This window comes from Candidatus Soleaferrea massiliensis AP7 (genome assembly GCF_000820765.1).
In the GTDB taxonomy this organism is placed as follows: domain Bacteria; phylum Bacillota; class Clostridia; order Oscillospirales; family Ruminococcaceae; genus Soleaferrea; species Soleaferrea massiliensis.
Genome location: NZ_CCYH01000025.1, coordinates 23,394 through 38,870, shown reverse-complemented (window position 1 = coordinate 38,870; position 15,477 = coordinate 23,394). Strand labels below are relative to the sequence as shown.

Annotated in this window: 7 protein-coding genes and 1 tRNA gene; 6 read left to right on the top strand and 2 right to left on the bottom strand. The window is 44.0% G+C overall.

Translation table 11 applies throughout. The annotated features are described in order from the left end of the window. Window positions 1-984 precede the first annotated feature (984 nt). The 6 genes from BN348_RS05335 to BN348_RS05315 all read left to right on the top strand — a co-directional run bounded on the left by BN348_RS05335 (window position 985) and on the right by BN348_RS05315 (window position 11,648). The gene (locus BN348_RS05335; RefSeq protein ID WP_040196738.1) at window positions 985-2,565 is read left to right on the top strand and encodes a type I restriction-modification system subunit M; all 1,581 of its coding nucleotides are present in this window, start codon (window positions 985-987) and stop codon (window positions 2,563-2,565) included. Continuing rightward, on the top strand, window positions 2,552-3,688 hold the full coding sequence (locus BN348_RS05330; RefSeq protein ID WP_040196735.1) for a restriction endonuclease subunit S: 1,137 nt from the start codon (window positions 2,552-2,554) through the stop codon (window positions 3,686-3,688). The genes BN348_RS05335 and BN348_RS05330 overlap by 14 nt, the downstream gene beginning before the upstream one ends. Window positions 3,689-3,702: 14 nt before the next feature. Then, window positions 3,703-6,867, top strand: a complete 3,165-nt coding sequence (locus BN348_RS05325; protein ID WP_040196732.1) for a type I restriction endonuclease subunit R — start codon at window positions 3,703-3,705, stop codon at window positions 6,865-6,867. Between the two features lie 292 nt (window positions 6,868-7,159). Then, entirely contained in the window at window positions 7,160-7,942 is a 783-nt protein-coding gene (locus BN348_RS05320; protein ID WP_040196731.1) for a Fic family protein, read from the top strand. Between the two features lie 1,828 nt (window positions 7,943-9,770). Beyond that, window positions 9,771-9,923 (top strand): hypothetical protein, encoded by a 153-nt coding sequence (locus BN348_RS13835; RefSeq protein ID WP_156136418.1) that lies wholly within the window; start codon window positions 9,771-9,773, stop codon window positions 9,921-9,923. 129 nt (window positions 9,924-10,052) lie between these two features. Beyond that, window positions 10,053-11,648 (top strand): recombinase family protein, encoded by a 1,596-nt coding sequence (locus BN348_RS05315; RefSeq protein ID WP_040196727.1) that lies wholly within the window; start codon window positions 10,053-10,055, stop codon window positions 11,646-11,648. A gap of 129 nt (window positions 11,649-11,777) precedes the next feature. Here the strand turns inward: BN348_RS05315 and BN348_RS05310 are convergent. Then, a tRNA-Ala gene (locus tag BN348_RS05310) sits at window positions 11,778-11,853 on the bottom strand. Between the two features lie 566 nt (window positions 11,854-12,419). Then, entirely contained in the window at window positions 12,420-15,269 is a 2,850-nt protein-coding gene (locus BN348_RS05305; RefSeq protein WP_040196725.1) for a glycoside hydrolase family 3 C-terminal domain-containing protein, read from the bottom strand. Window positions 15,270-15,477: the final 208 nt, after the last annotated feature.

Here is a 15,477-nt window from a genome sequence, read left to right as displayed (position 1 = left end):
ACGCTCTCACAAATGATTCGGTTTTCGGCTTAAACCAGCGACAAGAAAACCAATTATTCCACCGTTTATACATGTATATTCTACATCAGCCGCCGCATTTTGACAGGATGAGTGGCTGATGTTTTTATTATAGATGTTCTAATCTGAAATATCAATTATATGATAATGAAATTTCATTTGGGGCGTAGCACCTCTACGGTCGAATCGTAGTGTACCCTCAAATCAGAAATCAAAAATTTGTTAGATAAATTAGAATTCGAATGGGGGTGTAGCTATTTTGCAAGTCTAATCGTTCGCATCTCTAGAACAAATCGCTAAAGATTATGTATACATTAAGGAGGTTTCTATGTGGAAAGAATACGATAGGGTAAATACACCTAGACATATCGTATTTGGTGACCCAATGAAATCAGGCAACACATTGAAAAAGTAAAGGCATTGTCTAAAGAAATAGAGAGGATAACAGATAAAGAAATTATACATTTGTTTACAAGAGAAACTGGCTAATATTAAATGAAGCTACAGAAGTTGCAGGAATATAAATCGTCTTTATGGATTTCAGAAATTCGTGATATTAACAGTACAGATGACAGCTGGTATTTGAAGGCAGCATATGCTCAGAAGATTTTACTACTTAATAAGAAAATTTTCGAAGCAATTTTGCAGCGATAGTCGATATCAGAGCATACTGGTATCTCTGTTACACAATTGAAAAGCATTGCAAACTTAGCACAAGAACGCGATATCAACAGGTCTAAAATTTTAAAGCTGCTCAAGCGGATTGTTACCTGTCAAAGTACAGGATTCCATTGAAATTTGCTGTGAGTTTCTAAGCGAATCAGTCGATGGAAATTGACTTAGCCAGCGATTTTTATCTCGAACCGCCAACTATTTTGTTTAAAAGACTCGCCACAAATGATTTTTCATGGTATAATTATATATATTTATAATCTCAGGATATATCCTGCGAAAAGGGAGAACAGCATGGCAAAAAGAGCAAAAGCAAAAGAGGTATCTCTTGAACAAATAATGTGGAACTGTCGTAATGCCCTGCGCGGTACAGTTGGTGGTAACGAGAAAAATCGTGATACAGTTATGGGCCTGGTTTTTTTGAAATTTGCAGGCGACAAATTTCAAAAACGGCGTGAGGAAATCAAAGCAGAATTTGGTGATATTCCAGCGTTTCTTGAGAAGTCCTCCTTCTACCGCAGTGCCAACGTCTTTTATATAAATGAAACAGCAAGGTGGTCATATATTGTTCAACACGCCAGTGCAGACGACATCGCAGTCATCATTGATAAAGCAATGGCTGACCTTGAAGATAAAAATCCTCCATTAAAAGGTGCTCTTCCACAGAATTTTTATGCCACTTTAGGCGTTCGTAAAGAGCAAATGAAGGGGCTGATTGATGAGATAAATAAAATTGATGAGAACAGATTCCAAGAAAAAGACCTCATCGGTCGCGTATATGAATATTTTCTACAGGTATTCGCTATCGACTCTGGAACAGGAACGGAGAAGGGAGAATTCTACACCCCAGCAAGTATCGTTGAATTGATTACAGAGTTGATTGAGCCGTATTCAGGCGTGGTATACGATCCCTGCTGCGGTTCTGGTGGTATGTTCGTACAAAGCATTAAATTTGTGGAACGCCATCACGGAAATAGAATGAAGGTTTCGGTCATAGGACAGGAATCTGATCCGACCACATGGCGTCTTGCGAAAATGAACCTTGCCATTCGCGGCATTGCTCACAACCTCGGTGAAAAAAATGGCTCGTCCTTTACTGAAGACCAGCACAAAGATACGAAGGTCGATTTCATTATGGCGAATCCTCCGTTCAATCTAAAGTTGAATTCGCAGGGCGTTACGCAGGATACTTTAACCGGAGACCCACGGTGGGAAGGATATGCAACTCCACCGGTGTCAAACGCCAACTATGCTTGGATTCTTCATATGCTCTCCAAGCTTGATGTGATGAACGGCATCGCCGGTTTTCTCCTTGCCAACGGAGCTTTGAATGCAACCGGCATTGAAGGAGAGATCCGTCAAAAACTCATAGAAAATCGCAAAATAGAAGCTATCATCGTTCTGCCGCGTGAAATGTTTTATTCGACAGATATTTCTGTTACCCTCTGGATTATGAATAACAACAAGGGAGCAAGAACGCTCAATGGCCGCCAGCTCCGCGACCGCCGCGACGAGGTACTATTTATCGACCTGCGCCGTTGGAACGAAACGATTTACGAAAAGAAGTATGTCATGTTTACCGACGACCAGATTGCCGCCGTAAAGAAACTATACAACGACTGGCAGAGTGTCGATGGCACTTACCATGATGTTCCAGAACTTTGCAAATCGGCAACAATTGAGGAAATTAAAGCGAAGGGCTACTCCCTCGCCCCCAGCAAATACATTGAGTTTATCGACCATGATTTGGATATTGACTATGCCAAGGAAATGGCTCGCATACAAGACGAAATGCGCCTGTTGATGGAATCTGAAAAACTCTCACAATCTATGCTGGAAGACGCATTCAGGGGGATTGGCTATGGCATTGACTAAGCATAAGCTGGGAGAATTTATTGAACGTATTGATTGCCGTAACAGCGATTTAAAATATGGTATTGATGATGTGCGCGGTGTGTCAAACACAAAAGAAATTCAACCCACTAAGGCAAATATTTCCAACCGTTCCTTTGTTCGATTTCAAATTGTTCAAGAGCGCGAATTTGTTTTCAATCGGCGCACCACACGTATGGGGGAGAAAATTGGACTTGGCTATAATAATATTGGTAAAACATTTATCGTTACAGAGGACTATATTGTTTTTCACGTTTCAGACGAATCAATACTTTTGCCTGATTATCTAAATATTTTCTTTCGACGTCCCGAGTTTGATCGCTACGCCCGTTGGGACTCCTGGGGCAGTGCAACGGAATTTTTCAACTGGGAAGAGATGTGTGATGTGCCAATAGAAATTCCACCATTGCCAGTACAGCAAAAGTATGTGAATGTGTATAATGCCATGCTAGCTAACCAACGCGCATACGAAAGTGGGCTAGAGGATCTAAGGTTGACGTGCGATGTATATATAGAAAGGCTAATGTGCGATCTACCGCATGAGGCAATAGGTCAATATCTTGAACTATCCAGCGAGAAGAATACAGAATTGAAGTATGGTATAGACGCTGTGCGCGGTATTTCTATCGAAAAGCGTTTTATATCAACAAAGGCCAATATGGCAGGCGTTTCGCTCAAAAACTATTATATTGTTCTACCAGATAAATTTGCATATGTGCCAGTAACATCAAGAAACGGAGAAAAAATATCGCTCGCACATAATGGTGGCGACGACCCCTATTTATGCTCATCATCATACGTTGTGTTTGGTCTAAAAAATAATGGGAAACTACTTCCAGGTTATTTAAATATCTTTTTTAGCCGTGCAGAGTTTGACCGTTATGCACGCTTTAATTCATGGGGCAGCGCTCGCGAAACATTCGACTGGTCAGAAATCTGCGATGTGAAAATCCCAATTCCCGACATTAAAATCCAACAGTATCTTGTTAACATATATACTGTTTATCAGTTGCGTCGTGAAATTAATGAACAATTGAAAGCTCAGATAAAAGATATATGCCCCATTTTGATCAAGGGTTCCATTGAAGAAGCAGCCAATGCCTGAGAGGAGGAAATCGCGTGGACTATATTTTTGAAAAGGAAAAGTTTACAGAGGCGGAGCTTGAGAGTGCCATCATCGCGCTTTTCGAGGCGCAGGGTTATACCTATGTCCACGGCGACAGCATTCACCGTCAGTTTGATGAAATTATTTTGGAAGACGATTTGCGTTCTTTTATTACTTCGCGGTATGCCGCTGAAGATTTGACTGAAAATGAAATACAAAAAATCGTCAATCGGCTGAAGCTCATTCCTGCAACGCCGCTTTATAATGGCAACCGTGAGACTTTTTGGCTTATGAATGAAGGTTTTGATCTGACGCGTGATGAGCCGGGTAAATTGGCACTGCACATTTCTTACATCGATTATCAGACGCCTCAAAACAATACTTTCAAGGTGATCAATCAGTATTCCGTGCAGGGCGAGCGGCTGCGCCGCCCCGATGTCCTACTATTTATCAATGGTATTCCCGTTGCGATCTGTGAATTCAAGACGGCCATTGAAGAGGACAAGACTATTCACGATGCATGGAAGCAGATTACCGTTCGGTACTGTCGTGACATCCCGAAGCTGATGAAATATTGTTTTCTCTCAGTTGTCAGCGATGGCGCTAACACCAAGATGGGGAGCATTTTTACCCCATACGAATACTACTACGCATGGAATAAAGCGAATGATACCGATAAGGTATCCAACGGTATCAGTTCCTTGCTTACAATGATTGAAGGCGCTTTTGCGACAGACCGTGTTATTGCGCTTCTGCGCGATTTCGTATTTTACCCGGACGACAGTAAAAAGAGCGAAGCGATTGTAACTCGGTATCCACAGTTTTTTGCTGCTGAAAAAATGCTCGCCAACATCAAACAGCATTTGCGGCCTACTGGTGACGGTAAGGGTGGTACATACTTTGGCGCTACTGGATGTGGTAAGACTTATACAATGCTTTTCCTGTCGCGCTTACTTGTTCTGCGTGACAGCGAAGCATTTAACAATCCCACTATTATCATAATTACCGACCGTGAGGATTTAGACACGCAGACAGCAGAGCTTTTTGTCACAGCAAAACGCTATTTGCACGAAGCTGATGTGCGTAGTATTGAAACTCGTCAAGACCTTGGTATTACGCTTGCCAATAAGCCAAGCGGCGGTGTGTACATTACCACTATTCAAAAGTTCTGCGAAAAAACGGGTTTGCTCTCTAATCGAAGTAATATCATCTGCATTTCGGACGAAGCGCACAGAACACAAACCAGCACTGGCGCAAAGTTGAAGAAAACAGAAAAAGGTGTTTTCACCTCATATGGTTTTGCAAAATATCTGCGTGACAGTTTCCCCAACGCCACCTACTGCGGTTTTACGGGAACGCCGATTGATGAAACGATAGCTGTTTTTGGCGATGTTGTCGACAGTTATACGATGAAGGAATCCAGCGATGATGGTATTACTGTCCGCATCGCCTATGAACCACGTTTGGCTCGCGTAATTCTCTCCGACGAGCAGGCAAGGGAAATACAGAAATACTACGATAAATGTACCGAAGAAGGCGCAAACCCGGAACAGGTAGAAGAAAGCAAACGCGCCATGAGTGAAATGCGTCGTATTCTCGGACATCCAGACCGACTCAAGCGCCTGGCAGTGGATGTAGTAGAACACTATGAAGCGCTCTGTGCCCAAAAGCCGGAAATTGTCCAGAAAGCAATGATTGTTTGCGCGGACAGACAGCTTGCTTATCGACTACTTCAAGAGATACTCACTATCCGCTCCGATTGGGGAATTCCGCACAAGGCGGAGAACGAAGACACGCTTACTAATGAGCAGCTTGACAAACTCATCTCGTTACCCAAAATCAACCTCGTCGCCACGCAGGGTGCCGACGATGAAAAGGCACTACACGATCTCTGTGGGACTAAGGAATATCGAAAAAAACTCGACAAGCAGTTTAAAAATATTCGTTCTAATTTTAAAGTTGCCATCGTCGTTGATATGTGGATTACAGGCTTTGATGTACCATCACTAGCAGTTATGTACATTGATAAACCTTTGCAGAAGCATACGCTGATACAGACGATTTCCCGTGTTAACCGGGTTTTTGATGGCAAAGACAAAGGTCTGGTAGTAGATTATATCGGCATTAAGCAAAATATGCTTGAAGCCTTAAAGAAATATGGCAGTCCGCAGGAAAGCCCAGTTGACGAACTTGATATCTCGCTTTCCATCTTCCGCAACCATTTATCCCTAATTGATGAACTAATGATTAATTTTAATGCTGTGAAATTTTACAGCGGCGAGCCGCTTGAACGCTTACTTTGCCTTAATATGGCGGCTGAATATGTGCAGTCTAGCAAGGAAACCGAAACACGTTTCATGGGGTTATCGCGTAAGATGAAAGCTGCATATGATATTTGTTTTCCGTCCGGTGAGTTGACCGATACAGAAACTGCAAAAGCACAATTTTATCTTGCCATTCGTTCTATCATCTATAAGCAAACGAAAGGCAATGCTCCCGATGCAGAGATAATGAACCGTGTTGTTGAGGAGATGGTTGCGCAGGCTATCACCTGCACTGGTATAGAAAGCATCGTGAACACTGACAAATCAGTGGACCTCTTTGGCGACGACTTTATGAAGCAGCTCGACACAATAAAAATGCCTATTACCAAATTTAATGCACTACTGAAACTGCTCCGCAAAGCTATATCCGGCTATGGCAAGACAAATAAAATTAAGGCACTTGAATTTGATGCACGGCTACGAAAGGTCATCGACAGCTATAACAGCCGTGATAAGCTAGTGTTCACCAGCGAAGTTGTCGAAGACTTCGTCAATGGTCTGTCCGATGAACTAATAAAAATTTTTACTGATTTACAAAAAGATAAAACATCCTTTGAAAAGCTTGGAATCACCTATGAGGAGAAAGCGTTTTATGACATTCTTGTGAACGTACGCGATGCCCACGGTTTCCCCTATGCCGATGATAAATGCCTTGTTCTTGCCAAAAAAATTAAGGAGCTTGTGGATGATAAGGCACAGTTTGCCGATTGGTCTACCCGCGATGATATTAAAAACCAACTTAATATGGATTTGACTGTTCTGCTTTATAAAAATGGATATCCACCAGAATGGGACGAAGAGATCTTTGATAAGGTTCTTGAGCAGGCTGAAAATTTTAAGAAATGGTCAGCTTGAAAATTTATGGAAATGCATTTTAATGTATATAAATGGACAAAAGGACTTCGGATACGATTAAACCGACAAAGTAATTCATATTAATTCTGACACTCAGATATACCGGCAGGCGGGCAATCGTGGTACGGTAAATGTGATGGCAGCCATCAAGAAAAAGCCGGCATCCACTTACACAAATTTTTGATGCATTTGCAAAATTCTCTCCTGCGGCCGCAATTTTTGTGGTATACTAGGATGCAGAGGAACCCGGCTGTCCCCGGTTTCAAATATGCTGATATAGGAGGCAGGCTAAATGGCAGATTACTCCAAAACAGTGGAGTTCTGGCGAACTTCACCCATCGACACGGTGAGCAGCTTGGAACAAAGGCTCGATAATTTCCGCATTCTCTTCGCTTACCATTCTGGAAAAATTGAAAACGATGAGGTATCCTACCATGATACCCGTGAAATCTTTGAAAATGGAAAGGTACTCAATTATTCCGGTGCGCCACGTGCGATTTTTGAACAGCAGAACCAGAAGCTGTGTTATGAATATCTGAAGGACAAAATCGTTGCCAAGGAACCCCTAACTTCGGAACTAGTTCGTGAAATCCACCGCATTCTCACCAGCGGCACTTATGACGAGCGCCGTTTCCTTGAAAACGGAGAACGTCCCGGCGAATACAAGAAACATGACTATGTCACCGGGCGCAGCGAGGTGGGTTCCCCGGCAGAAGATGTAGCGGAAGAAGTCGAGGAGTTGCTGGAGGAAATTAACAGTTACAAAAAACAGGATATCATTCGGGCTGCGGCATATTTCCACGCCGTGTTTGAAAACATCCATCCTTTTGCGGATGGAAACGGACGCGTGGGACGAACCCTTTTAAATTACTATCTCATGATTCACAACCACCCTCCCCTGATTGTCTATGACGAGGATAAAGTCTTGTATTACCAGTGTTTGGAGAAGTATGATACTGATGAAAATATTGATTCACTTGCAGAATTTTTAAAATATGAAACTGAGAAAACTTGGGAAAAGACATTGGATAGGCAGAACAAGAAAAAGCGGAAGTCTATGGATGAACTGAGATAATTAAATAAGAGAAACAAGGCACAGTAATTTAGCTGTGCCTTGTTTCTCTTTTAAGGAAAAGAGGAAAATGCCAATTGATCTAAAAGCGCAGAAATTTAGTGTGGAGCTATGAATGACGTTAAGGTAAAATAAATTGCGCAAATAAAAAAGACATGGTCTGCAGTCGTTAATAGAATGAAGTTACCATACCACCATTCTAAAATGGGAGAACAAACTATGTGTTAAAAAATTGTACAGTTAAAGGAGGAAATAATCAAGGGCAAATTAAGAAGCAGTTAAATTCGTCTCTTTCGTTTCATAAGATTGGTTTGAATTTTTTGTTTCAAGTTTTATACCTTCAAGATTGAATTAAAGTGCCGATCACCGTTTTCGGCAATCTGATTTTATTTAAAATAGATTGACAGGAGGTATGCAAAATGGCATACACAAGACAAAAACAGAAAGAGAATAGCCAATTTGACGGAAGAAGACTTACTTAGAGAACTAGGTGTGGGTCAAGACATTCTTGAATGTCTTCATACATACAATTGGGCTGTTTTAATCGAGAACACAGATATCTTGAGCACTACATACAGAGCTGTAGACAAAAAGCTTTCCTGTTTGAAAAGCGATTTATAAACAATTTGTAAACTGCACAAAATCATGTCAGTTTTTTTGCATTTTCATCGGCTATATATTGAACGGGAAAAATATGGCTGTTCACCTGCAGCTTGAAAATTGAATACCAGCCTTGCGGGTACTTTCCCATCCGGGCGAGCGACATGGTAAAAGCGCCATGATGACCTTAACGTGCAAAGCTGTCATTTCTTTTATAGAGATAACAGCCTGTCTTGTTGGAGTCGGAGCGACTTCCTTTTGACCAGAAAGAGATGCGGTACATCTTTTCGCCATGACCTTGGATGGGGCTATTATGATACACGTATCGTTCGCTCACACGTCAGATGGGTTGGTCTAAGCGGACCAGTGAACGGCTTGCAAACCACAAGCCTGCCTGCAAGGTTCCCTAGTGCTGGGGGGCGGGCTGCAAATACAGCATAGTAAATTTGATTGCCGCTGATGGCGAATCCGTGCGGTGCGGCGGTGCCCTCGCCCGTACTGTATTAATTTTTCATAATTGGTATCAAAACTTTTTCTGAAAGATTATTAAAAAGGAGGTAAAAGTGCAGTATCAAAATTCTCTTGCAGCTTGGATATAACCGCACCGTGCAGTCAGCAGGAGGGAACTTCACAAGCAGTTTCTGCATCTAGCCAGAATATCTGATCCTATGAGGGCAAGCCGCGCTATTTTGATCAAAAAGGGTATGAAATACACGCTAAATAAGAATAAACCCTTTGAGAGCCCCAAAAGAATCGAGATGAAACAGAGCAGAAAGGAGTACAGAATGAATTAAAGATATTTAAAAAGTTCTGCAGGTTGAATAGCCGAAAATGAATTAATTGTTATTGAAACTACACCAGAAAACATTGTGTCATTTTTAATAAAATATCGCCAAGCAGCTTATTTTCAGATCTCAATGCAGAACAACAATCTACCCTTTTTCACAACTAAACAGCTAAGATCAGCAACTGAGCAGAGACAATTTAAAATCGCAGGCAATTCCCAGGACATGAGCAGCGGCAGACGCATCGCACGAATGGACTTGATAAAATGATGTGGGCAAGTTTCACAAGCTGTGCAAATGCGGTTCTTGTGTGCAGTCTTTCCCGTCCCAGCGAAGACACAGCGGTTCAAAACGGAATAATGGATTTTTTACAGGATGTCATAAAGTCCACTGCCAAACCACAGAAAATATGATCTGTCTTGGATGTATTAAAGGAGAAACTGCAGATGGATACAAAAAACAACGATACAGAGAAACTTCAATATGAAATCAACGGATATAAAGTAACATTGGTTTTTTCACACCAGAGCAATCCAGCGGTGATGGACAATATTTATAATATTTTAAAAGCTGCCTTTTCAAAATCTTTAGCAGAGTGATAAATTTTACAGAGGACTAGCTATTCCAGCAGTTTTGTGAGATACTGTTGTTGCCGAAAACCGAACCTTGAAAACTAAATATGTACAGGTATAAACGGTATTTCTTAATAACAAAAAGGAGTATTGATTATGAATGATATTATTAGAGTATGCTGTCTGTACCGTGTATCGACCAATAAGCAGTTAGAGAAAGATGACATTCCCATGCAGAAACAATGCTGCCGGGAATTCGTAGCTGAAAGAGCACATTTAGGCTGGACGATTGTGAAAGAAATCTCTGAAAAAGGCGTGTCCGGCTTCAAAGTCTCCGCTCAAAAAAGAGATGCGATCATAGAGATTCAAGAAGAAGCAGCACAAGGAAACTTTGATGTTCTCCTGGTCTATATGTTTGACCGCTTAGGCAGAAAGGACGATGAAACACCGTTCGTAGTGGAGTGGTTCGTAAGAAATGGAATTCAGGTCTGGAGTACCGTAGAAGGTGAACAGAAGTTTGAGAACCACGCAGACAAACTTGTGAACTACATTCGATATTGGCAGGCAAGCGGAGAAAGCATCAAGACATCGATCCGCACCAAAACTCGTCTGAGCCAAATCGTCCAGGAAGGGCGCTTTCGCGGAGGCAAGTGTCCTTACGGGTACCGTCTATGTAAAAACGGAAGGTATAACAGGAAGAATCAGGAAGTGTATGATATAGAGATCGATGAAAAAGAAGCCGCTGTTGTGAAACTCATCTTTAGGAAATATGTATATGAGGGTTATGGAGCACAGCGGCTCTGTAAATATTTGCTGGAACAAGGCATACTGAATCGGAAAGGGATGAACTTCGTGAATACAACCGTTCAGCATATGCTGAAGAACATCATGTACTTAGGTATTTTACGCAGCGGAGAATCACAGTCGGACATTTTTCCAAACCTTCAAATCATCGATGTGGAAACCTTTGAGAGAGCAGAGCAAATACGAAAAGGCCGAACACAAAAGCATTCAGATGTTCCTCTGAACTGCAAAGGACGTGCCCTGCTGGCAGGCAAACTATACTGCGGGCACTGCGGCTCCAAGCTGGTTTTATCCACAAGCGGGAGCAGCTATGTAAAGGCTGACGGCACCTGCAGCAAAACAATACGCCTGCGGTACCAATGCCATAACAAAGTAAGACATCCCCAGCTGTGTGATGGACAAAGCGCCTACGGGGTGGTAACGCTGGACCAGACGATAGAAGAAGCCATCAGCCGATTATTCGAGGAAATAAAAACAGTGCCGCAGGAAGAAATGATGCAGAACGAGATTATGGAAAGAAGAAAAGAATGTGAGACACAGCTTTCCAGAGCTAAAAAGGCCTCCCAGGCATGTGAAAAGGAGTACGCAGATTACAAAGCAGAGGTACAAAAAATCATCCGGGGAGAAAGCATCCTCAGCTCGGATATGCTTAATGATCTGCTCGAAGACTGCAAGAAAAGCAGGAAAAAAGCAGAACAGGAAGTGATTCAGTGGCAAAAGGCCGCAGCAGACAAAACACAGCAGACTGAAAAACTGGAAAGGTTGTTTGGCAAGGTACTAACTTGGTCAGAAATGTTTGGAAGCTGCAGTCTGGACGAAAAGAAAATGATCCTATCGCAGCTGATCCACAAGATACATATTTGGAAGGACAATCAGATAGAAATCGAATTTAATATCCATATTCAGCAAATTCTCGCCTATAAACCAAAAAATCGCTTAACTAAGTAAGTACTCAATTCTTCCATATAATTTGGGGAGCGTGACACAATCGGCGGCAGAGCTGGGCCGGTATCAGGTCGAAAAAGTACGTTTCAGGACAAAACAAAAAAGCCAGCAACCGAAATGGTTACTGACTTTTGGTGGAGACGAAGAGGATCGAACTCTCGACCTTACGGATGCGAACCGTACGCTCTCCCAGCTGAGCTACGCCCCCATTTTTAAACTTGAGAACTGAATATGCTTACTTAACACATCTCTTCCCAACGGCTTATATTATATCACATCATGATTATTTTGACAAGAGAAAAATCTCATTTCTTTTTATTTTCTACAGCTTTCTTGCAATTTCTAATATCATCCATCTATAAGCAATTAAATTTTCTATATTCCTATAGCGCAAATTTCTCTATGTAATGATATTAATGCCATACATCCTATTAAGTTATATTTGATTGGATATATAAGCTATACATATAAACAGCTTGCAGATGTCATCTTCAATTTGATACTGACTCTGTATACTCAGTAAATAAAGCATCGTTGATTTTTTACAAGTTCGAAGACAATTATGCTCATATCATTTTTCATTTTGAGTATTGATTCCGCATTCAGATTGGTAAGACTCGTTTTTTATCTTCGAAAAAATCTTTTTATAATCTGTACATTGCTCGAACCATGGAATTGTTTCTATATAAAAATCTGCCGCCCGTCTGCGGAGCAGAGGGCGGCAGATTTGGCGTCGGGTGACGCCAAAAAACTAATTTTCAGACAGGAAACAGTTTATGCTACGCACATCTGCATGATGACGACCACATCGGAGACAGTGACGTTTCCATCAAGGTTGGCGTCAGCCGCCGCGATCTGTGTTGCAGAAAGCTCTCTATTGCCTGCCAGATACTGAAGCGCCAGAACAGCGTCTCTGACATCCACAACGCCATCCATGTTTACGTCGCCAAGGAGGAACGAGATCTGGCTAGCGACTTTAGCGTCGTTGAAACGAGCCATTGTAGGATTGCCGTCGGCATCATATGCCGCGCCGTCCATAGCGAAGCTCACCTTGGAAGCGTCGAAGTTAGCGGCATCCGCGGTCTCGAAGATCGCATAGCCGATAACCGTATTCTCTGTGATCGCTTCTCCTAATTTACCTAAAAATACGAACTCATCGCCATTGCCTGTGATTATGTTGCCATTAGCGCCTTCGAAGCCTACGAGATTCAGGGCATCCTTATCGTAGTAGACGTTGGCTTTTCCGCCGGCCGGGCCGTACTTGTAGCTGAGCAGCTCGATCGGAACTTTAACCGTACCGTCGCCAAGCACTTCAACTTCATTGATGGCTTCAAGGCCTAAGTACTTCTCGGTGCGCTCGTCCACGATTCTGCCGCTGTAGTTCAGGCCGAAACCAAACTGATAGACGTTGTTGTCGGCATCGACATAAGGTGTGGTGTCCGGCACGTCCTCAGCAGACATTTCGATGTGTTCCATGCTGCGCGGGAAGGTGATGGCCAGCATGCCGGTAGGCTCATATTTACCGCTGATGACGTCCATGTATGCTTCCTGGGCGCCTTCTACACCAACGACAATCGCGTCTACCAGAGGCTCAAATTCTGCAGGAACAACCGCGTTTCTGTAGTTGAGGATCAGAACGATTGGTTTGTCGCCCAGATCTTCTTTGGCCTGGAGAAGGGTATCCAGAACGGACTGGATGCCAGGGTTGGTGAAATGGATGTTGGACATGTTATCTTTGTAATCGCCGAGAGCCGGATTCGGGATTTCAGTCGCCTGAACAAGGGATCCGTCTGCATGGTGCCAGTAACCGCCGAGGGAAACTTCACGTCCGACCATCTTCTTATACGGAGCGAACTGAGCGGTCTGAGCCTGGCCTTCGGTTCCGTTGCTGTTATTCGGGCCAGTGAGCATGACGATACCGAAATCGGCTTCGTCCGGATTCTCCGTTGTGTCGTAGAAACGACCGGCCATCTCCGTGATGCCTGTGTTGTCGTGACCCTGGGCGCCATAGCCGGAAGAGCTGCCGCCCAGATAGCTGCCGACTGCATAAGCCTTTAAGCTCTTGTCCTGGATCGGCAGGAGGTTGTCATGGTTTTTGAGCATAACGATGGACTGATGGTGCGCGTCAAGGGCGATCTTGTTCAGTTCGACGCTGCCGTTTTCCGCATCCGCCTTGTCAGGATCGGTATAAGGATTTTCAAACAGGCCGCACTTCATGATGGTCTTGATCACGTTTCCAGCTCTTGCGTCGACCATATTGTCCATATACTCTTTGCCGTAGGCAGGAATGCCGCGGGACGGGTCGCCGTTTACGCCGAGGTCATAAGCCAGCTGGCAGGTTGCAACATTGCCGGTACCGCCGGTCTGAGACATACCGGACATGTAAGAAACGAAATAACGCAGGGCGTCATCCACGCCGAATCTGTTCTGCATACCATGGTTGGAGTTACCGTTGCCGCCATAGATGCCCCAGTCGGAGGTGATCATGCCGTCCCAGTTTTTGCCTTCTCTGAGGAAGTCGGTCATCAGCCATTTGCTGTAACCGCCGCCGACAAGAGAGAAGCGTTTGTCGCCGAGGAGTTCGTTGTGTCTGCCAAGTCCGTCGTCGCCGACTGCGATGCCGTATGCGGTCATGCCCGCGTTGACGACCTTAGAGGAATGCTGCGGATAACGGCCGATACCGCCGGCTGCAGCCATGGTTTCGATCATCTTCTCATAGCCGCCGCCCGGATAAGCCAGCCAGCCGCCGATCTGCGTATGGCCTTCATAGCCGAACTCGCCCGATGCGGTGCCTAAAAGGTGTTTAGCCATTGCGCTGATAGAATCTTTACCCCAGCCTTCCGGAAGACCGTAATCCGGGATGGATTCTTCGGTGGTCTGCATACCGGCAACCTCTGCGTTGCCCAGGTCGATAAGCAGGTCGTAGTCTTCGGTGACCGCACTGGCGATACGGCTCCAGGTCGGATGTGTAGCAAGGTCAAGCAGCGGGCCAAGCTGCTGGAAGATCTGGCTGTTTCTATATTCCTTGGCAATCGTCTGGCCAAAAGTATAGTGGAGATCAGAGCTGAAGGAGTTGGCCAGGCCGAGGGTATTCGGCCAGCGGGAGATGTTGGTTACAGGCGGGAAGCCGGTGCCGCCGCCGCCGTCGTCATTGGAACCCGTGTCGATGACGCCGGTGTGAACCGGGTCGGAGCTGAAGGAGTAAGGAATACCAAACTGAGTGGCTTCGGCTCTCTTCTGCAACGCGTTACCGTTTTTACCATCAGCCTGTTCGCCCTTGCCGATCTGTCTGGATACCGACATGCGGTTGCCATTCTCGACGTTGGTGCCGCTGTGGGCCATCAGAGCAAATTTCTGCTCGAGCGGCATCTGTGACAGCAGGTCATCTGTACGGGTTTCGATGTCCAAACGCCAGTCCTCGTATTTGTCGATTTTTCCGTTTTTATTGAGGTCCTTGAAATAGTAGCCGGAAGCCGGGTCATAAATGAAATTGACGCCGGTATCCTTGCTGGCACCGAGGACCAGACCGTTCGAATTCGTAACCAACTGCACATTGGCATAATTCTCGTAGGACGTATCCGCGGGAGATGCGGACGCCGGAATAGCGTAAGCGCCTACTAACATAGAAGACGCGCAAAGAATTGCAATTATTCTCTTCTTTTTCACTTTTCTTTTCCTCCTTTTAATGATGTTTCTGGTTTAGAATACTTTTTTCGCTTCATTCTTCTTTTGATATCACCCCTCTTCAAGATACTGAAGCTCGGGACAAACCAGTACCACACTGCTGTGGCTGACTCTTCTATTTCTATCAGATCTATCGGAAAAGAGCCTC